Annotated in this window: 14 protein-coding genes; 6 read left to right on the plus strand and 8 right to left on the minus strand. The window is 59.4% G+C overall.

All coding sequences use genetic code 11. The annotated features are described in order from the left end of the window. Positions 1-26 precede the first annotated feature (26 nt). The 4 genes from secDF to A3C3_RS0114760 all read left to right on the plus strand — a co-directional run bounded on the left by secDF (position 27) and on the right by A3C3_RS0114760 (position 4346). Positions 27-2558 (plus strand): protein translocase subunit SecDF, encoded by a 2532-nt coding sequence (gene secDF / locus A3C3_RS0114745; RefSeq protein WP_022715368.1) that lies wholly within the window; start codon positions 27-29, stop codon positions 2556-2558. A gap of 3 nt (positions 2559-2561) precedes the next feature. Further along, positions 2562-2948, plus strand: coding sequence for an Mth938-like domain-containing protein (locus A3C3_RS0114750; RefSeq protein ID WP_022715369.1), 387 nt, complete (start codon positions 2562-2564; stop codon positions 2946-2948). A 17-nt stretch (positions 2949-2965) separates the two neighbouring features. Next, positions 2966-3802 carry a phytoene/squalene synthase family protein gene (locus A3C3_RS0114755; RefSeq protein ID WP_022715370.1) on the plus strand — a complete coding sequence of 279 codons (837 nt, stop codon included), beginning with the start codon at positions 2966-2968 and terminating at the stop codon, positions 3800-3802. Positions 3803-3875: 73 nt separating this feature from the next. Next, positions 3876-4346, plus strand: a complete 471-nt coding sequence (locus tag A3C3_RS0114760) for a hypothetical protein (RefSeq protein ID WP_028739664.1) — start codon at positions 3876-3878, stop codon at positions 4344-4346. 3 nt (positions 4347-4349) lie between these two features. Here the strand turns inward: A3C3_RS0114760 and trmFO are convergent, their stop codons facing one another. The 7 genes from trmFO to A3C3_RS0114795 all read right to left on the minus strand — a co-directional run bounded on the left by trmFO (position 4350) and on the right by A3C3_RS0114795 (position 15208). Continuing rightward, positions 4350-5783 (minus strand): methylenetetrahydrofolate--tRNA-(uracil(54)-C(5))-methyltransferase (FADH(2)-oxidizing) TrmFO, encoded by a 1434-nt coding sequence (gene trmFO, locus A3C3_RS0114765; protein ID WP_022715372.1) that lies wholly within the window; start codon positions 5781-5783, stop codon positions 4350-4352. Positions 5784-6054: 271 nt separating this feature from the next. After that, the gene (locus A3C3_RS38450; RefSeq protein WP_022715373.1) at positions 6055-7728 is read right to left on the minus strand and encodes a GNAT family N-acetyltransferase; all 1674 of its coding nucleotides are present in this window, start codon (positions 7726-7728) and stop codon (positions 6055-6057) included. 129 nt (positions 7729-7857) lie between these two features. Then, positions 7858-8349, minus strand: a complete 492-nt coding sequence (locus tag A3C3_RS0114775; protein WP_022715374.1) for a hypothetical protein — start codon at positions 8347-8349, stop codon at positions 7858-7860. 86 nt (positions 8350-8435) lie between these two features. Continuing rightward, on the minus strand, positions 8436-9782 hold the full coding sequence (locus tag A3C3_RS0114780) for an HlyD family type I secretion periplasmic adaptor subunit (protein WP_022715375.1): 1347 nt from the start codon (positions 9780-9782) through the stop codon (positions 8436-8438). Then, on the minus strand, positions 9772-12036 hold the full coding sequence (locus A3C3_RS0114785) for a type I secretion system permease/ATPase (protein WP_022715376.1): 2265 nt from the start codon (positions 12034-12036) through the stop codon (positions 9772-9774). Before A3C3_RS0114785 ends, A3C3_RS0114780 begins: the two co-directional genes overlap by 11 nt. A gap of 23 nt (positions 12037-12059) precedes the next feature. Beyond that, positions 12060-14081 (minus strand): hypothetical protein, encoded by a 2022-nt coding sequence (locus tag A3C3_RS0114790; protein ID WP_022715377.1) that lies wholly within the window; start codon positions 14079-14081, stop codon positions 12060-12062. Positions 14082-14224: 143 nt separating this feature from the next. Continuing rightward, entirely contained in the window at positions 14225-15208 is a 984-nt protein-coding gene (locus A3C3_RS0114795) for a hypothetical protein (RefSeq protein ID WP_022715378.1), read from the minus strand. Between the two features lie 868 nt (positions 15209-16076). Here A3C3_RS0114795 and A3C3_RS0114800 point away from each other — a divergent pair. Next, positions 16077-16844, plus strand: coding sequence for a helix-turn-helix transcriptional regulator (locus A3C3_RS0114800; RefSeq protein WP_022715379.1), 768 nt, complete (start codon positions 16077-16079; stop codon positions 16842-16844). A 13-nt stretch (positions 16845-16857) separates the two neighbouring features. Here A3C3_RS0114800 and A3C3_RS0114805 read toward each other — a convergent pair whose 3' ends face one another. Then, positions 16858-17187 (minus strand): hypothetical protein, encoded by a 330-nt coding sequence (locus A3C3_RS0114805; protein ID WP_022715380.1) that lies wholly within the window; start codon positions 17185-17187, stop codon positions 16858-16860. 370 nt (positions 17188-17557) lie between these two features. Between A3C3_RS0114805 and A3C3_RS0114810 the strand changes: the two genes are divergently transcribed. Further along, the gene (locus A3C3_RS0114810) at positions 17558-18577 is read left to right on the plus strand and encodes a UDP-glucuronic acid decarboxylase family protein (protein WP_022715381.1); all 1020 of its coding nucleotides are present in this window, start codon (positions 17558-17560) and stop codon (positions 18575-18577) included.

An 18577-nucleotide genomic window follows, 5' to 3' on the forward strand; every position in this document is an offset into this window, starting at 1 on the left:
GCCGGATCAGAGGCGTCGAGACTGAAATGCTCCATCTTTCCCGTTGGAAAACAGTTCTGATCTGGCTCATTGTCTTTGTGGCGGCGCTATGCGCCGCCCCAAATCTTTTCACGGACGTCTCGCTGCCGGGCTGGATGCCGCACAAGCGGGTGGCCCTCGGCCTCGATCTCCAGGGCGGCTCGTATATCGTGCTGAAGGCGGAGCGCTCCGATATCGTCAGGAAGCGGCTCGAAAATACCGTTGCGAGCGTGCGCGGCAGGCTGCGTGAAGCGGGAATTCGCTATACGGGCCTCGCCGGCAATGGGCAGACCATTCAGGTCCGCATCACCGATCCGAACCAGATCGATCGGGCCGTCAGCGTTCTGACGCCGCTGACAGCTGCGGCAACCGGAGCCCCGGATCCCGACGTCACGCTCTCGAAAGGCAATGACGGCCAGCTGACGCTGCAAATCACCGGCAAGGCGATCGGCCGAAGCCTGTCGGCGGCGCTCACACAATCGGTCGATATCGTTGGCCGCCGTGCCGTCGAGGCGGGCGGGATTGATCCTGTCATCGAAACCCGCGGCCCGGATCGATTGTCCGTTCAGGTGCCGGGTCTCGCCGACCCGCAGCGGTTCAAGGATCTTTTGAGCCAGGATGGCCGGCTCTCCTTCCACCTGATCGATAGCAGCATGTCGCCGCAGGATGCGATGAGCAGCACCGTGCCGGCGCGCTCGCGGATCGTCTATTCGCAGGATGACCCGCCGGACGCCTACCTTGTAGAGCGCACGGAAGTGCTGTCGTCGGCCGATTTGAGCGATTTCCAGGTCGAGCCTGGCAACGACGAAGACAGTTCCATCCTGACCTTTCGCTTTAATCCCGAGAGTGCCAGGCGATTTGCCGAGCTGACGCAGAACAATGTGGGGCGGTCCTTCGCGCTCCTGTTGGACGATCAGGTCATTGCCGCGCCTGATATCCGCGAACCGGTCACCGGCAATAGGGGTGAGATACCGCTCAACTATTCGCAGGAGGAGACGGAGGACCTCGCCGCAGTCTTGCGCTCCGGCGCGCTTCCCGCAACGCTGACGATTGTCGAAGAGCGGACGATCGATCCCGGTCTCGGCGCCGGATCCATCCTTTCCGGCCTCGTCGCAGGGCTTGTCGGGGCCGTTTTCGTGATCGGCCTGATGGTGGCTTTCTATGGTATCCTCGGTGTGATTGCCGGCGCTGCGCTTGTGGTCAACATCATGATGATCCTTGCGGTTCTCAGTCTGTCGGGAGCGCCGCTGACCTTGCCGGGTGTTGCAGGGATAGTGCTGACGATCGGCATTGCGGTCGATGCCACCGTTCTGATCTACGAACGCATCCGCGAAGAGGTCAAAGGCGGCACGCATCTCGATCAGGCGATCGGCGTAGGCTATTCCAGGGCTTTTATGACCGTCGTCGATGCCAATATCACGACCTTGATTGCGGCAGCGATCCTCTTCTACCTCGGAAGCGATGCCATACGCGGCTTTGCAGTCACGCTTGCGATCGGCATTCTAACGACGACGTTCACGGCCTTCCTCTTCACGCGCCCGCTGGTCGTTGCCTGGGTGCGCCACCGCCGCCTCAAGCATCTGCCGAAGAGCGTCCACACTGATCTCTTCGACGGCACGAACATCCGCTTCATGGGCATCCGCCGCTACAGCTTCACCGCGCTTGCGGCCCTTTCGCTCGTTTCCATGCTGGCCGTAACGACGATTGGCATGAATCTCGGCATCGATTTCACAGGCGGCTCCGTCATCGAAGTGAGATCCAAGCAGGGACCGGCCGATCTTGAGGATATCCGTTCGCGGCTGAGCCAACTGAATATAGGCGATATCCAGGCCAGGCGCCTGCGCGATGCCGCAAACGCCATCATCCGCATTGAAGCGCAGGGCGGCGGCGAAAATGCCGAGCAGTCGGCAATCACCCTCGTGCGCAGCGAGCTTGCGGACCAGTATGATTTCCGCCGCGTCGAAGTCGTCGGCCCCGCTGTTTCCGGCGAGCTGACGAAGACGGCGACGCTCGGCGTTCTTGCTTCGCTTGCGGCGATCCTCGTCTACATCTGGTTCCGCTTCGAGTGGCAGTTCGCCGTCGGTGCCATCATCGCGACGTTGCACGACGTCATCCTGACGCTCGGTTCCTTCGTCGTCACCGGGATCGAATTCAATCTGACGAGCATCGCCGCATTGCTTGTGATCGTCGGCTATTCGCTGAACGACACCGTCGTCGTTTACGATCGCATGCGCGAAAACCTGAAGCACTTCAGGAGGATGCCGCTACCGATCCTAATCGACGCCTCGATCAACCAGACGCTGTCGCGCACCATCCTGACGTCGGCCACGACGCTGCTTGCGCTGCTCGCGCTCTACCTCTTCGGCGGCGAGGTCATCCGCTCCTTCGCGCTCGTCATGCTTTTCGGCGTTGCCGTCGGAACCTTCTCCTCCATTTATATTGCAGCACCGGTACTGATCCTCTTCAGGCTTCGCCCGAAGACCTTCGATGAGAACGAGGATGGGACCACCGATGAAAAATCCGGAAAGGCCACAGTGTAAGCCATGGCTAAAGGCATCGAAATCCGCGAGGCCCATTTCCCCGGCCGCGCTCCCGTCGACACGTACGGAAATGGCGGCTTCCGCTTTGCCGATATGTCGCATCGCGGCTCTATCCTCTGCCTTCCATCAGGCATCTACGGCTGGGACATGGATATGTCGAAGGCGCTCTCCGTCGAGAGTTTCCAGAGAGTGCTGGATGAGGCAGATGACATCGAGGTTCTGCTCGTCGGGACAGGCACCGAGCTTCGCCGCCTGCCGCCGGAGCTGAAGAATGCCCTGAAGGCCCGCGGCATTTCCTCCGACCCGATGAGCACGGGTGCTGCCGTCCGGACCTTCAACATCATGCTCGCAGAATCGCGCGCCGTCGCGGCGGCCCTGATCGCGGTCTGACAATGACGGACAAACCGATGAGCAACCAGGAGATCTGCCTGGCGATGCTGCGCGACAGCGACCGCGATCGCTATCTCGCCTGCCTTTTGTCTCCGCAGGACAAGCGCGGCGCACTCGCCGCCCTTTACGCCTTCAATGCCGAACTCGCCCGCATCCGCGATCTCGTACACGAGCCGCTGCCCGGCGAGGTGCGCATGCAATACTGGCGCGATCTGCTGGAAGGCAGCGCCCACGGCTCGACCGAGGCAAATCCTGTTGCCGCATCCTTGCTGAGCGCGGTCGAAGCCCACCGCCTGCCGCGCCAGACGCTCATCGACATGATCGATGCGCGCATTTTCGATCTCTACGACGATCCGATGGAAACGCGCACCTCACTCGAAGGCTATGCCGGAGAGACGGCCTCCGCGCTGATCCAGCTGGCGAGCCTCGTCTTGTCGGCGGAAGAGGCGGCGAAATCCGCGGAGGCCGCGGGCCATGCTGGCGTCGCACAGGCTATTGCCGGCATGCTGCTGCTGATGCCGCTGCACCGCCATCGCGGCCAGCTCTATATTCCGCTCGAAATTCTGAGCGCCACCGGCCTCGACCGCGAGAGCTTCCTGGCGGGCAAGGACAAGGCGCGAATTTCCGCTGCTATCGAAGCCTTCGTCGGTCTTGGCCGCGATCATCTCGCAAAGGCCCGTGCGGTCGTGCTCCCGCCCGCCATTTTCCCAGCCTTCCTGCCGGTGACGCTTGCCGAGCCAATGCTGATGAAGGCGCGGAAGGCTGGTGCTGCACTGTTTGATCAATCGCTGCAACAGCCGCAATGGCGCCGCCAGCTCGGCATGACGCTGGCGCTGATGCGCAGGAAAATCTGAATCTGTTCAAACTCGCGCAAGGCTCGGGCACTATAAGCGGACAACCGCTAAGCCTGAATCGGAGAAAACGGCGTTGAGCATGATTGTCTGGTCCGTCATTTTTGCCCTTGTGGTCTTCCTGGCCTTCGTCGCGACCCGCATGGCCGCGCAGAACAAGGATGGGGAGGGCTTTCACGATACCGGTCTCGCGATCCTAGAATTCAATCGTGCCTTCCCGCACGAGGCGATCCGCCAGCTCCAGGCGACGGCCGACGGACAGGTGGTTTTCGTGCGACTGCACGACAACAAGGCGGGCTTCATGCGCAATATGCACCGCCACTTCTCCTGCCATGTGCTGGAGCCGGGCAGGGTGCGCGTCGTCAGTTCGGAAACGGGAAGGGGCCTGGTCATCGATTTCCTCGATCACCCGCATCACAACGGCGTTTTCGAATTCGCTTCCGCCAAGGAGGCAGCCGAGGTTTCGCTGTGGCTGCTCGGCAATTACGTCGCCGACGCAGACCTTGCGCTGCCGCCGGCCGAAGGGCCGGCAGCCAACAATCAGTAAAACTCAGGCGCTCACTGCAAAGGGCGCGCTCTGGCCGAGCCACGCGGTGCAATCGGCAAGTGCGCGCTTGGCGATCAGCTGCCGCTTCAGGATGGTCTTGTCCTTGCCGCGGAAGCGCTTGACGCCCTCCGGTTTGACGATCGAGCCCGGCTGCAGGTCCGGAAACAGGCCGAAATTGATGTTCATCGGCTGGAAGGAGCGCTTGCCCGGTTCCTCGTCGGTAATGAGATGCCCGCCGGTGATATGGCCAAGCAGCGAACCCAGAGCCGTGGTCGCCGGCGGCAGCAATACCGCTTCGCCCTTGCGTTCGGCGGCGGCGAAACGCCCGGCCATCAGCCCGACGCTGGCGCTTTCGACATAACCCTCGCAGCCGGTGATCTGGCCGGCAAACCGCAGCCCCGGCCGCGACTTCAAGGTCAGCGACGGATCGAGCAGCGTCGGCGAGTTGATATAGGTGTTGCGATGCAGGCCGCCGAGGCGGGCGAATTCGGCGTTCTGCAGGCCCGGGATCATCCGGAAGATTTCCGCCTGCGCGCCGTATTTCAGTTTCGTCTGGAAACCGACCATGTTGTAGAGCGTACCGAGCGCATTGTCCTGACGAAGCTGCACGACGGCGTAGGCTTTGACCGATGGATTATGCGCGTTGGTCAGCCCCATCGGCTTCATCGGCCCGTGGCGAAGCGTCTCGCGACCGCGCTCCGCCATCACTTCGATCGGCAGGCAGCCGTCGAAATAGGGCGTGCCTTCCCACTCCTTGAAGCCGACGGTGTCGCCAGCGATCAGCGCGTCGACGAAGGCATTATACTGCTCCTCGTCCATCGGGCAGTTGATATAGTCCTTGCCGGTGCCGCCGGGACCGACTTTGTCGTAGCGCGACTGATACCAGCAGATATCCATGTCGATGCTGTCGCGATAAACGATCGGTGCAATCGCATCGAAGAAGGCAAGCGCGTCCGCACCCGTTTCTTCCTGGATTGCCGCAGCCAGTGACGGCGCCGTCAGCGGTCCGGTGGCGACGATCGCCAGATCCCATTCCTTCGGCGGCAGCCCAGTCACTTCCTCGCGAACGACGCTGACGAGCGGATGGTCGTTGATGAGCTTCGTCACTGCGTCGGAAAAGGCCTCGCGATCGACGGCGAGCGCCCCGCCCGCTGGAACCTGGTGCTTGTCGGCGCAGGCCATGATGAGCGAGCCTGCCATGCGCATTTCGGCATGGATCACGCCGACGGCATTGCTCGTCGCGTCGTCGGAGCGGAAGGAATTGGAGCAGACGAGCTCCGCAAGGCCGTCGGTCTTATGCGCATCCGTGCCGCGCACGCCACGCATTTCGTGCAGGATGACCGGCACGCCGGCATTGGCAATCTGCCATGCGGCCTCCGAGCCGGCGAGCCCGCCGCCGACGACGTGGATGGGGGAATACGAAGAGGTCTTGTTCATGTGCGGCTGATATCACGCCCGGCGCGAACAGGGAACTCCCGGTGTGAAAAAGCGGACGTGAGCGGCAAATTCCAGAAGATACCAATCCCAAGAGTGTTGCTGGCGAGTGCACCGAAGATCGTATGTCGCAGTCGTCGGGGAATTGCCCTGCGCTTCCTCCTTGGCGTGGATTCCGTCGAATCCATAGGCTCTCTGGCCGAGCGCAACGCGGCTCTCGTCCCGCGCGTACCAGACTATATCGGTTCGGCAGTCTCTGTGAAAAAGCATGGCCTCAAGCCGGCACCAGTTGCGCCGCTCCGCGCTCGAATTTTGCCGAAGCCCTGCCGGTCTGGTTCCGTCGCGATGTCTTCTGCCCTTTGCTTGCAGCAACCGGCGCCGCTGCGGCTTGTTCGGTTTCGCTGACGATCCGCCGCAGAGCCTCGCGCGACTTTTCAGCGAATTTCCGCTGCAGTGGATTGTCGTAGTTATATTGCTCGACCATGGCGAAGACGCGCGCAGCCTCCGGCTGGCGGCCCGCCGCCGCCAGTGCCACCCCTTGCTTGTAGTGCGCCTGCGCGTCGTAGGGCGAGCGTTCGATGATGCGGCCGAAAGTCCTCGCAGCCTCGTCGTAGCTGCCGAGCGCGAGTTGCGTGTCTCCAAGACGCAGATAGACCGGATTCGGGTCGTCGATGCGGCCGATAAGCGCCGTGAAGCCGGCCTCGGCTTCGTGCAGCTTGCCCTTCTCGAACATGAGGCTCGCCAGCCCGAACTCCGCACCCATATGGCTGGGGACGGTTTCGAGAAGCTGCCGGAACGCCGCTTCGGCAAAGGCTTTGGCGCCGTCGCGGTACATCTGCAGCGCCTGGTCGTAGACGAAGCGGATGCTGCGGGGATGGATCACGTCACCGAGATTGCGGCCGCTGCGCGTGCGGAACAATGTGCAACTGATCCGGCGCTCGTCGGGGCCGAACATGTATTTATAGGGCTCGTTGCCGCGCAGGAAGTCGTATGTCTTGAATCCGTCCGTTATCGCCCTGCGAATGCAGTAGCCATGCAGGATGAGGCCGGGCGAAGGCGTCTTCCAGGTCTCGTCGCGGCCGGTGATGTAAAAGAGGATCGACTTCTTCTGCCGGTCGATGATGTTGGCCAATGCGCCGAGCGGCCGGTCGCCGTACCACATCACCGGCACATCGAGATTGCCGTCCTTGAAGCTGTCCATCAGCAATTGGCGCGTCGCTCCGATCAGCCGTTCGGTGCGTTCCTTGCCCTTCCGCCCAATCCACTTCGTGCGCCACAGCTCGAAGAGAATATCGAGGTCGCGGTCGATGGTTTCCGGCGTCGCCATCGTGATGCGATAGTCGTCGTCGCCCTCGACCTTGCGCAGGAAGCGCCGCAGTTTCTGGCGCGTCTGGCTGCTCATCTTCTGTTCCAGATAGTCGTCAAAGCTCGGTGGCAGCGTGACGACCGGGCAGATGCAGTTGTCTATGTTTTCGGGATTTCGCGGGGAGCTGTCGCGGAACATCACCTCCGGCCCCTGCAGCGCGCGAACCAGTGCTTCGCGCCGTTCCGGAGGGCCGCTGAAATATTCCAGCTTCAGATGCGTCCAGTTCTGCCGTTTCAGATAGGCGGCAAATCCGGCGATCGCGTGATGCTCATAGTCTGGCTGCGCGATGAAGCCGGTATAGTCGGCCGAAAAATTGCCGGCCATGATGATTTCGTCGAAAAAGACGCCCGTCTTCTTGTCATGCTGGGTTGTGACACGCAGAGGAAAGAAGGCGACGTAGGGAGAGCGATCCTCGCGTTCGCGCAGCGCTAGGATGAACCAGCGTTTGCGATGAAAAAGATAGGACTTCAGCCATATCCAGGACAGGAAGTGTTGCGCATGAGGATCGTCCATATAGACCCGATCCCAGTCTTCGCGGACAGCCTCGAAGCCGGCCTCGGTGTCGATCACGTCAATGCGCATGGTCCCCTCCCAATACCCATAACACATTCGGGAGGCTTCATTCTAAGGGCAAATGCAGGGCTTCAAATATGCCGTTCGGATGAAACGTTTCTATTAAATATGATTAGCCGCCGGGGGTTAGGAGCAGGGCTAAAGCTCGCCGGAAACATGTGAGCTTGCGTTAATGAAGCTCCAGAGCGATTGGCTGATCGAGACGATCTCGGCGATCGATTTCTCCAACGCCGCAATCTCCTTTTCGTCGAGTTGCTCGACCTTGCCGTAGCTAATTTCCTTGTCGTCCTCGACGAAGCGCATCAGTTGCGTGCCGGAGATCTGGCCCTTGTCGTCGAAGGAATAGATGCAGTGGTTATACTTGTTACGCATCTTGGATTCCTTCTTCATGCGCGACATGGCGTGAAGAACGGCCTTGCGGTCTGCTGCGGGCGTGGAATGCAGCTTTGCGAGGCGCTCGACCAGGTCGATTCTCGCCCGTGTCGTGTTGAGCGTCAAGAACACGACGATTGCCGCATCCTTCCGGATTTTGAGAAGGTGGGCAATGATGTAGATCAGCAGGCTTTCCGTATTGGTCCAGACATAGTTCAGGCGGCCGACCCGCAGCAGCACGTCAGACATCGCCGCCATGAAAGCCTCCCTCCGTCGATCCTCTAGTGAAACGATACTTCAGATCGCCGTAGGAGGCTTTTGTTTTCTTTTGCTGCCTGCTGCCATCAGCGTTCCTTGAATGCACGCGACATGCTGTCGGTGATCGGTTTCGTCAGATATTCGAAGAAAGTGCGTTCGGATGTCTGGATCAGCACGTCGGCCGGCATGCCGGGCACCGGATGGAAGCCGTGAACCCGACTGATCTCTTCGTCGGGTATTTGGACACGCACGATATAGACATCCTTCACCTGCTGGCCGGCATTCTCCTCGATCGAGTCTGCGGAAACGTAGAAGACGTTGCCGTTCAGCACCGGCGTCGTGCGCCGGTTGAGCGCGGAAAGGCGGATGGCTGCCGTCTGGCCCTCATGCAACTGGTCGATGGACGTGCGCAGTACCTGCGCTTCGATGATGAGCGGCACATGCGCGGGCAGGATTTCCATGATCGGCTTGCCGGTGGTGATGACGCCGCCTGCGGTGTGATAATAGGTGCGCACGACGGTGCCATTGACCGGCGAGCGGATGACCGTGCGCTCGAGGACGCCTGCTGCTTCGCGAACCTGCTCGCGCACGCTGTCAAGTTCGGATTCGGCAGTTTCCAGGGCGTCGAGTGCAGCCTGCTTGTTGGAGTTGACGGCGATGACCGCTTCCTGACGGAACTTGGCGACTTCCGCCTCGCTTTCATTGAGCTCGCCGGTCAGCCGCGATATATCGCCCAGCGCGTCGGCCATGGCGCGTTCGATCGCCAGAAGGTCGGTCTTGCGCATATAGCCGACCTTGACGAGACGCGCCTTGGAATCGCGCTCTTCGGTCAGAAGAGCCAGCTGGCGCTCGAAGGCTTCCCTCTGGCCGTTGTATCCCTTGAAGCGGTATTCCAGGGACTTGATGTTCTTCTCGATGAGGTTGAGCTGTTCTTCCAGCTTGATCTGCTTGCTGTGGAAGACGACGTTCTGGCTCTGGATGATCGCATTGACGTCTGGGTCGCTCGCCTCGGCCATGACGATGTCGGGTATCTTGAATTGGCGGGCGCCTTGGGCCTCGGCGCGCAGCCGCGCCACCACCGCTTCAAGGCGCAGGCGCCGCAGCTTCAGCATCCGCTCGTTAGAGAGCGCGGCCGTCGGGTCGAGTGTCACGAGAACGTCGCCTTCCTTGACGACATCGCCTTCGCTGACGCTCATTTCCTTGATGATGCCGCCTTCGAGATGCTGCACGATCTTGTTGTTGCCGGTTGCGACGAAGCTGCCCTGCGCGATGATTGCGGAAGCAAGAGGTGCGGTTGCCGCCCAGAAGCCGAAGCCGCCGAAGGAGGCGAAAAGGACGCCGAGCCCGATGATGCTGTGATAGCGGATGGAGCGCGGCACTTCGCTGTACCATTCGATCGGGTTGCCGGCCGGTTGCGGTTTTTTACTCACCATTGTCGTTGCCTTCGATACGCGGCGGCTGCCGGCCGTTACTCTTGGAAAGCGCTTCCAGGACCTCGACACGCTCGCCGAACATGGCGACGGAGCCTTCCTTCAGAAGCAGGATCTTGTCGACGCACTGCAGCAGGGCGGGGCGCTGCGTGATCGTTACCGTCGTGATGCCCTTTTTCTTCGCATGGATGAGGGCACGTGCCAGCGCTGCCTCGCCCTGCGAATCGAGGTTGGAGTTCGGCTCGTCGAGAACGACGAACTTCGGATCGCCGAAGAACGCACGGGCAAGCGCGATACGCTGTTTCTGGCCGCCGGAAAGCGGGGCACCATCGGCGGCAACGATCGTCTCGTAGCCCTGTGGAAAGCTCGCGATCAGCTCATGTACGTCGGCAAGCACGGCCGCCTCGAAGATCTGCTGGTCTTCGACGTCGTCGCGCATGCGCGATATGTTGGCCTTGATCGTACCGGGAAAGAGCTGAACGTCCTGCGGCAGATAGCCGATGCTTTCGCCGAACTGCCGTTGGTCCCAGTTGCGCAGGTCCATGAGGTCCAGGCGCACGTTGCCGGAGGTCGGCAGGATCGAGCCGACGAGCATCTTGCCGAGCGTCGTCTTGCCGGAGCCGGAATTGCCGATGATCGCCAGCGACTCGCCCTTCTTCAGGGAGAACGAGATGCCGTTCAGGATCACCTTCTTCTGCGGCGGCGGTACGAAGAGAATACGCTCGACATCCAGCCGGCCTTCCGGATTGGGCAGCCGCAGCCGCGGAAAGTTCAGCGGCGAGGTGATCAGCAGCTGCTTGATCCTGCCGAAGGCAGACGCCGACTTGTTGAACTGCTGCCAGCCTTCGATTGCACCTTCGATCGGCGCCAGCGCGCGGCCCGAAACGATCGAGGCCGCAATAACCATGCCGCCCGTCATCTCGCCCGAAAGCGACAGATGCGCGCCCCAGCCGAGCAGCGCGACCTGCGTGATCATGCGGCAGGCCTTCGAGACGCCGGAAAAGACGATATTCCGGTCCTGCGCCGAGACGTGCGATTTCAGCGAGCCGGCCGTCTCGCGGCCCCACATTTTCACCGCCTCGGGGATCATGGCGAGCGCATTGATGATTTGCGAGTTGCGCGACATGGAATCGAGGTGGAAGTTCGCACGGCTGAGATAGCCGTTCGCCTCCGCGAACTGCCGCGCCGTGAACTTCTGGTTCAAATAGGCGATGACGAAGAGCACTGCGCAGCAGGTCATAATGATGAGACCGAGATGTGGATGCACCAGATAGACCACGACGACGAAGAGCGGCATCAGCGGTGCATCGAGAAAGGCGATGAGCGTGCCCGAGGTCAGGAAGGACCGCAGTTGCTGCAGATCCTGCAACGTCTGGTAGTCCCTGCCGTTGCCGTGCAGCGATGCGCGAGCGGCGGCACTCAGGATCGGCGCCCCGAGTTGCACTTCGAGCTCGACCGCCGTGCGCATCAGAATGAAGCGCCGGATCGAATCCATGAAGGCCTGCAGGATGACGGCGCCTAGAACGGCAACCGTGAGCATGACCAGCGTATCGATTGAACGGCTCGTCAGCACGCGGTCGGAAATCTGGAAGAGATAGAGAGGGATCGCAAGCAGCAACACGTTGATGGCGATCGTGAAGGCCATGACGATGACCATGTTGCGCCGGACAGCTGCGATACCCCTTGCGAGGCTAACGGCAAAGTTCACCGGCTCGCTGCGCTTGTGGAAGCTGGCGCCGCCACCGCCGCTACCGCCGCCACCGCCAAAATCGGGGGTCTTGCCGTTGTTGCCGCCGTCGTTGCGCTGGCGGCGCTCGTTCTCCCTGATTGGCCCGCGATTGCCGTCGATTGTCTTGCCGAAAGGAATTGTGGGATTGGCCTTTGCCTCGCTCTGATCACCCGGCGTCTTGAGCGGCACGACGGGCGTGTCAGGTGTTGTCTTGGCAAAGGTTTCCCCGGCCTTCGCCTGTTCCGTCGACCGCTCGGGACCTGGGACGGCTTGCGAGCGTAGCGGGATCAACGGGACCGTCTCCTCGGCTGGATTTTCGATCGGCTCAGGTGCTTTTTCGGCCTTCGGCTCGGTAGGCGAAACGGACTGCGCCGGCGCCGTGCGGTTCTCCGTGAGCTTCCGCAGGCTCGCAACGGCTTCGTCGATCGCCGACATGCATGCGCCCGTCACCGTTTCGTCGACGCGGCCGGTACTGCCAAATCTGAGCGAGCGGTCGGCGGCAAGCGTCTGTTTTGAAATATGGTTCACGTAACGTCTCCCTCTGGCTCCGGTTAGGCGACGACGGTTTGCATTACGTCGGCCGGTTGCGCCAGCGTCCATGAAAGGTCATGACCTGCGTTGATGACCGCGTCCTCGGATCCGCCAAGCGGCTCGTCCTCCCCGAGGAATGCGATAACTTCATTGGCGAGATGATCGCTGTTCGGCTGTGGCTGCGATGTGTCGTGCTCCACCAGGCCGCCCTGGATCAGGATGGCATCCGAATAGAGCTGGCCGGCAAGGTAGGTCGTCTGGCCGAAGCTGTCGTAATCGGTAATCTGCGCGATGTTGACGACGGCATTGCTGCCCGTGTCGATCTTTATATCGGCGCCCTGGTTGTGCTCGAGAATGTTCGATACGGCCTGTGTCACGTCGTCGGAATCGCCAAGGATGCTCACCTGCTTGATGATGTTCACATCGTAGAGATTGCCGGTGATGTAGAGGACGTTAAGGCCGATATAACCTTCGAAATTGCCGTCATGCGATAGCCCCGACGGCATCGCTGCATCGCGGTCCTCGATTGCCTTTTGCGTCTGCACCACATAGTCGGGCATCGCTTCGAAACGGTCGTTTGCGCCGACGTTATGGATGGATGCGAGGTTCCAGATCAGATTGTTGCCGGATTGCACGGTGGCTCCCGGAGCTCCGTCCTCGGCGCGCACCCAGTCGTTGTCGTAGAGCAGGGCGATCTGCGAAATGACATTCATGTCGAGAATGTCGCCGCCGACGATGATCAGGTCGTACTGCATGCCGATCCCGAGGAAGGAGGCAAGGTTGACGGCGGCATTGCCACCCGTCAGCACGGTTGCCTCCGAACCGGTCGTCGTCACAGTCATCGTGTCGTTGTCGCTGATGAAGTGATACTGCTCGATCCAGTTCACGAAGGAAACATCGCCTTCGATCACGCTGACGCGCCATGCGGTCGGAAAGATCGTCTCAGCCGCCGGTTCTGCGGTATCCGGCCTTCCGTCGTCGTAAGTGCTGCGCTCGAAAATCGCGATGTTGTTCGCAACGGTCGTCGCGCTGTCGTCATGATTGAAGACGGAAGCGATCTCGTCGCGGTCGCTATAGACGTAAAACTGCGAAATCGCATCAATCTGATGGTAGTTTCCCATCACGGCGGTAACCGGCGATATGATCGCCGTCTCGGTGATCTCCACCACGTTTACAAGCACATTGGCGCCTGCGGCCACATCGAGGCTGTTGCCGCTGCCGCCATCCTGTTCCACGGGTACGTCGCTTTTCTCAGGCTCCGCGGGCGGCGTTGCGATGCCGCGGTCGGGCATGAAGTCGTCGATCGAAGGCGCGTCTTCGACGAGCTGACCGTTCACATAAGTATAAGTACTAACGCCGTCGATCTGGTTGTCTGGGAGCACGATGATCTGCGGTTCCCCGCTTTCCATCGTCGTTGCGCCGCTCTCACGCGCCGCCTGGATAAACTCGTGGATATCGTCGGCGATCGCCCGCAGGCCCTCCTGCGTATCGACGCGGTCATAGGAAGAGAAGGGCGTAGAGGCGTCCGCTTTCTCGCTGAATTCCATGAGGCGGTGTGTGACGAAGCTCGTGTCGCGCAGCTCCGGCTGATCGCCGGTCATATTCAGGTGGTCGTCGTCGATCAGCATATTCGCCTGGGCGACATGGCTGATGACTGAGCCTGGTCCCTGGAAGACTTCGAGTTCTTCTTCCTTTTCGCCGGGAAGGTAGACATTGGCGCCGAAGTGTGGAGCGCTGAGATCGCGCGATGCAATCTCGGCCAGCTTCTTCAGGGTCTCTTCGAATACGCCGCCGAAGTGGCGCGGATCTCCGTAGTTAATATCATAGCTGACGGAGCGGTAATCGACGCCCGGATCGTAATCTTTCAGCTGAAGGTTCGAAGCGAAGGCCGGGCTGGAAACCTCGTCCTGTGACAGCGAAGGATCTGCTTCGCGCGGACGGGCGCCGTCCAGGTAATTGCTTCGCATCCGCGCTTCGTCGGTTGCGGCGCCGAATAAGCCGATGAAATGGGCAACGATTTCCGAAATCTTCTCTGCATGCATGACAGCCCCTCCCGTTCAACACGGTGTCCGGCCTGAAAGGCAGCAAACTCATCGATGACGAGCTATTCTTCTCAGCCGCTTCTCAAGCCGCCAAACTGCACCGGCGCAATGCCGGTGCAGTTTGTTTCCGCAGTGGTCGGAGGTCAGGCTCCAGAGTCGGCGTCGTCCCCCGCCAGGTTGCCGCCTACGACGCTGCTGTCGAACGTGTTGGAGAGCAGGTTGGCGCCTTGCACGACTTCCAGATGGAAGCCGGAATTGGCAATGATCGCCGAAGCATCTGCCGTGCTCGTGCCGGTGACGTCGTCGCCTGCGCCGCCTGCCCAGCCGGCACCGCCGATGTCGATGCCTTCCGAGCCGAAGGCCTTGCCGCCGTCCGCTTCGAGATGGTTGCGGGCCCCTTCGTTATCCATCTTGATGTTCCAGGCACTGTCCTGGTCGGCAAGATGATTTGCCTGGACAGCGCTGAAGCCGTTGCCGCCAGCACCGAGCGAGCCGTTGAGGATGTTGTCGACATCAAGCGTGAACGAGAAGTTGTCACCGATATTGAGGTTGCCGCCGGCGATCCCGAGGTTGTCGAAATCCTTGACGTCTTCAAGAACGGCGAAGTCTGTGTCCGTCTTGTTGAAGCTGTCGGTCGTCGTCGTATTGTGGCTGTTGGTGTCGGTGATCGTCTTGATATCGGTGTCAGTATCGGTGATCGTCTTGATATCGGTATCGGTAATGGTCTTGATGTCGGTGTCCGTCTTGGTGCTGGTGATCGTGTCGTTGTCGCTGTACGACTTGCTGTCGTAGCTCCAGTCATAGTCGGTCTTGACGTCCGTATCGGTAATAGTGGTCGTCTTGGTGTTGGTGATGTTGTCGTTGTCGCTATACGACTTGCTGTCGTAGCTCCAGTCGTATGAGTTGTCGCGGTTGTCGCCGTTGTTGGCATCGACATCGATCTTGGAGTCCACGTCGACATCGACGCTGCTGTCGCTGTTGTTGCGGTTGTCGCCGTTTGCCACACCGCCGACATAGCCGGTGGAGCCGTCATCTACGTCAGTATCGTTGATTGCAGTATTGGCGAAGCCGTCGGCAAGTGCGCCGACATTCGTTTCGTCGCCGCCATTCGGATAATTGTAGCTCATTTCGCATTTCTCCAAAAAAATTCGGAGCAGCTTTCGAAATCCCTTTCATCTCAACGGGATTTTGCTCGCGCTTGCTCCGATACTGTTACAGATCGGCAGATGTAAGCACTACCTTGTCACCTGCATTTGACGTTCCGGTTTGTAGACCAAACCCTCATTGAACTGCGCATTACTAAGTACAAAGGCGCAGGTAACTGATCCGCAATTGTAACATTGCAGACTTCATGCACTTATTTCTTTGAGTTACCCCAGCTAAGGCGCCGCGATACCGCAGGCACTAGGTGATATTCCGACGCCTCCCATGTCGCCATTTGGCAACGGTGCGACTGTGGCCGAGAAAATATTTTGTTGATAGATACCAATTCGGGCTAGCGAATCAGGAATTACTGGAGACAGCCGGAGGTAGTCATGGAAAATAGACTAGCGAGGCACTCGGGCATCCAGTCTCGCCCTCGCAACCTGATGCCGCAAGGCCGCTGGCCCGGTGGTCCCGAAGGTTCAGCTTGCTGGATTCGCGGCCAGAACGTTTTCATAAGTAACTTCTTAGTTCACGGCCGCGATAGTAAAATACCAAAAATAGTCGGTCTTTTATATTGGGACACAAATACCATTTCGAGACAAAAATATTGGAACATATAGCCCAGAAGTTAGCTGTACTTACGCCGATACAACCGGAACAATAGGAAATATCACTTTAAATCTGCAAAAACTAACCCATTTGGGCCATTTATTTTCGTATCTGTTCATATTACCATAATTAAGAAATGGCTAACTAACTAAGTCGGAAATTTTCAGGGCACACCTCTTTGGGTGTTTTCACAGTATCGCCCAAAGCATCTGTAACGTGTAACGCTATGGGGAGGCGTAAATGTTCATGACGGCGTCGAAGACGGGGGATGCCGACCAAGGCCGAAAGTTCGGCCCGGCCGGAGATACTATACTGGTCATTGCAAATGCGGATTTGTTTTCCGAATGCCTAGCAGAGGCTTTGGCGAAGAAATTTGCAGGCTGCGAAGTGGTCAGCAAGGGCTATTCAAAGGCCTTGCTGGAAAACGACGCAAACGATGCCAAGCTTGTGCTCTTCTATCATATAGCCGGCACCGAACTGAACGAGGCGCTTCAGGTCGTGCGGGAAAACCACCCGTCGACGTCGATCGGTCTCGTTGTCGAGGCGATCGACATGCTGGAGCCCTATATAAACCGGCTGGTTGAAGCGCGGGTCATTGATGGCGTGCTGCCGCTCAATCTCCGCCTGGACGTGTTCATGGCGGCGGTCGACCTTCTGATGAAGGGCGGCGAGCATTTTCCATCGGCGCTGCTTAACCGGCTCACGGCCGCGCAGCCGGAGAAATCGCTTTACGACACGAAGTCAGTTGCTGCGGCCAGTGGTGGCAATTTGAGGGTTCGCCAAGGCGATCTTTCCGCGCTCACCACCCGCGAAGTCCAGATCCTGGACCTGATCTGCAAGGGTACGCAGAACAAGATCATCGCCGATGAGCTGCACCTTTCCGAAAACACCGTGAAGGTGCACGTACGGAACATCTATAAGAAGATGAACGTCCGCAACCGCACTGAGGCCGCTTCACGCTTCTTCAACAATGAAGCCGGCAATGCATCGGGCAGGTGGCGAAACTAGACGCTCGTGGTCATCAGGTGGCCGGTCGCGCGAAGCAGCGCGACTTCTGGCCGAACCCGCTCGGCGTGCAGATCCAGGGCGCGGACCCATAATAAACCTTGGACCCCGCGCTCACTGGCGCTGCCGCTTTGGTGCTCGCCACCGCATAGCTGTAGATCTTGCTGCTGCGCGGCACATTGGTAACCACGGTTTTTGCCGGCTTTGCATTGGAGGCAAGTGCCAGGTCGTCATCGACGGCCGCGCATGAGATCGGTCCTGCAGCGATGAGCATCAGCCCAAAAGCCAGCGCAGTCCTGCGGACGGTATCCGACGTCCGCATTCCGGTGAAATCGAAGTTCCGCATCGCTCTTTCCCCTCAACAAGGCAGCCTTTTGCCTGCCTTCCCCACCCATGTCTAGAACGTATTGGTTGAGCGAAGCTTGCATTGTCGATTCTGTAACCAAATCCAACATGGTTAAGCAGGATTAAACACGCTTACATCAACTGTATTACAAGAGTAATCAATTCGAAATAGCCCACGGTTTTTATATTGACGGAATATAAAAGCCTAATATCATCAACCGTAGATAGACTTGATTTAGCAGGTTGGGCCAAAATCTACTTGGATAATTCAAGTATTTATCTATTTTGCTTCGGAGTAATTCTGGAGACTGAAGGAGATCTATTAAAATTTAGGGGTCAGTGTTCTTGATCCCATTGGGAAGGGGTTTGTAATGCGTAGTTTCGTTCCCAACGAAATATGTTCCGGTCATGATAACCTATCGGGCCGGACACCGAAGAAAGTGCTCGTCAACGGAGGCGCAGGATTCCTCGGCTCCCATCTTTGCGAGCGGCTTCTCAAGGGCGGCCACGAAGTCATCTGTCTGGATAATTTCTCGACCGGCCGCCGATCCAACGTCCACCATCTCCGGCCATTTTCACGTTTTCGGATCATCGAGCACGATGTTCGCAGTCCGTTTGACGTGGATGCGACGCTGATTTTCAATTTCGCGTCTCCGGCATCTCCGCCCGATTATCAGCGTGATCCGGTCGGGACGCTGCTCACCAATGTGCTCGGCGCCGTCAATGCGCTTGATCTCGCACGGCGGAACGGGGCGACGATCGTGCAGTCCTCGACCTCCGAGGTCTACGGCGATCCGGAGCACAGCCCGCAGCGGGAGAGCTATTGCGGCAACGTCAACCCGGTCGGTCCGCGTGCCTGCTATGACGAAGGCAAGCGCAGTGCCGAGACGCTGTTCTTCGACTACCATCGAACCTACGGCGTCGATATCCGGGTCGGGCGGATATTCAACACCTACGGGCCGCGCATGCGTCCGGATGACGGCCGCGTGGTCTCGAATTTCATCGTCCAGGCGCTGCAGAACAAGAACATCACCATTTACGGCGATGGCTCGCAGACCCGTTCCTTCTGCTATGTCGACGATCTGATCGAAGGGTTCCTTCGTTTCTCGAACGCCGGGAAGAAATGCACCGGGCCGATCAATCTCGGCAATCCGGCCGAAATCCCGGTGCGCCAGCTCGCCGAGATGATCCGCGAGATGACGAACTCGCGCTCACGCATCGTTCATCTGCCTCGGGTCACAGATGACCCGAAACAGCGGCGGCCGGATATCTCTCGGGCCCAGGCAAAACTCGGCTGGCAGCCGCGTGTCGCGCTGGAAGTCGGCCTTGGAAAGACGATCGAATATTTCGAGGCACGTCTTTCCGCGGCAAAGGTAGCGGAGGCCGTATGA

It is taken from the genome of Rhizobium mongolense USDA 1844, assembly GCF_000419765.1.
Lineage (GTDB): Bacteria > Pseudomonadota > Alphaproteobacteria > Rhizobiales > Rhizobiaceae > Rhizobium > Rhizobium mongolense.

What these genes read in the sequence shown, in the direction of transcription:
- secDF (WP_022715368.1), top strand. Translation starts at nt 27, where the DNA reads ATGCTCCATCTTTCCCGTTGGAAAACAGTTCTGATCTGGCTCATTGTC.
- A3C3_RS0114750 (WP_022715369.1), top strand. Translation starts at nt 2,562, where the DNA reads ATGGCTAAAGGCATCGAAATCCGCGAGGCCCATTTCCCCGGCCGCGCT.
- A3C3_RS0114755 (WP_022715370.1), top strand. Translation starts at nt 2,966, where the DNA reads ATGAGCAACCAGGAGATCTGCCTGGCGATGCTGCGCGACAGCGACCGC.
- trmFO (WP_022715372.1), bottom strand. Translation starts at nt 5,783, where the DNA reads ATGAACAAGACCTCTTCGTATTCCCCCATCCACGTCGTCGGCGGCGGG.
- A3C3_RS38450 (WP_022715373.1), bottom strand. Translation starts at nt 7,728, where the DNA reads ATGCGCATTGACGTGATCGACACCGAGGCCGGCTTCGAGGCTGTCCGC.
- A3C3_RS0114775 (WP_022715374.1), bottom strand. Translation starts at nt 8,349, where the DNA reads ATGGCGGCGATGTCTGACGTGCTGCTGCGGGTCGGCCGCCTGAACTAT.
- A3C3_RS0114780 (WP_022715375.1), bottom strand. Translation starts at nt 9,782, where the DNA reads ATGGTGAGTAAAAAACCGCAACCGGCCGGCAACCCGATCGAATGGTAC.
- A3C3_RS0114790 (WP_022715377.1), bottom strand. Translation starts at nt 14,081, where the DNA reads ATGCATGCAGAGAAGATTTCGGAAATCGTTGCCCATTTCATCGGCTTA.
- A3C3_RS0114795 (WP_022715378.1), bottom strand. Translation starts at nt 15,208, where the DNA reads ATGAGCTACAATTATCCGAATGGCGGCGACGAAACGAATGTCGGCGCA.
- A3C3_RS0114800 (WP_022715379.1), top strand. Translation starts at nt 16,077, where the DNA reads ATGTTCATGACGGCGTCGAAGACGGGGGATGCCGACCAAGGCCGAAAG.
- A3C3_RS0114805 (WP_022715380.1), bottom strand. Translation starts at nt 17,187, where the DNA reads ATGCGGAACTTCGATTTCACCGGAATGCGGACGTCGGATACCGTCCGC.
- A3C3_RS0114810 (WP_022715381.1), top strand. Translation starts at nt 17,558, where the DNA reads ATGCGTAGTTTCGTTCCCAACGAAATATGTTCCGGTCATGATAACCTA.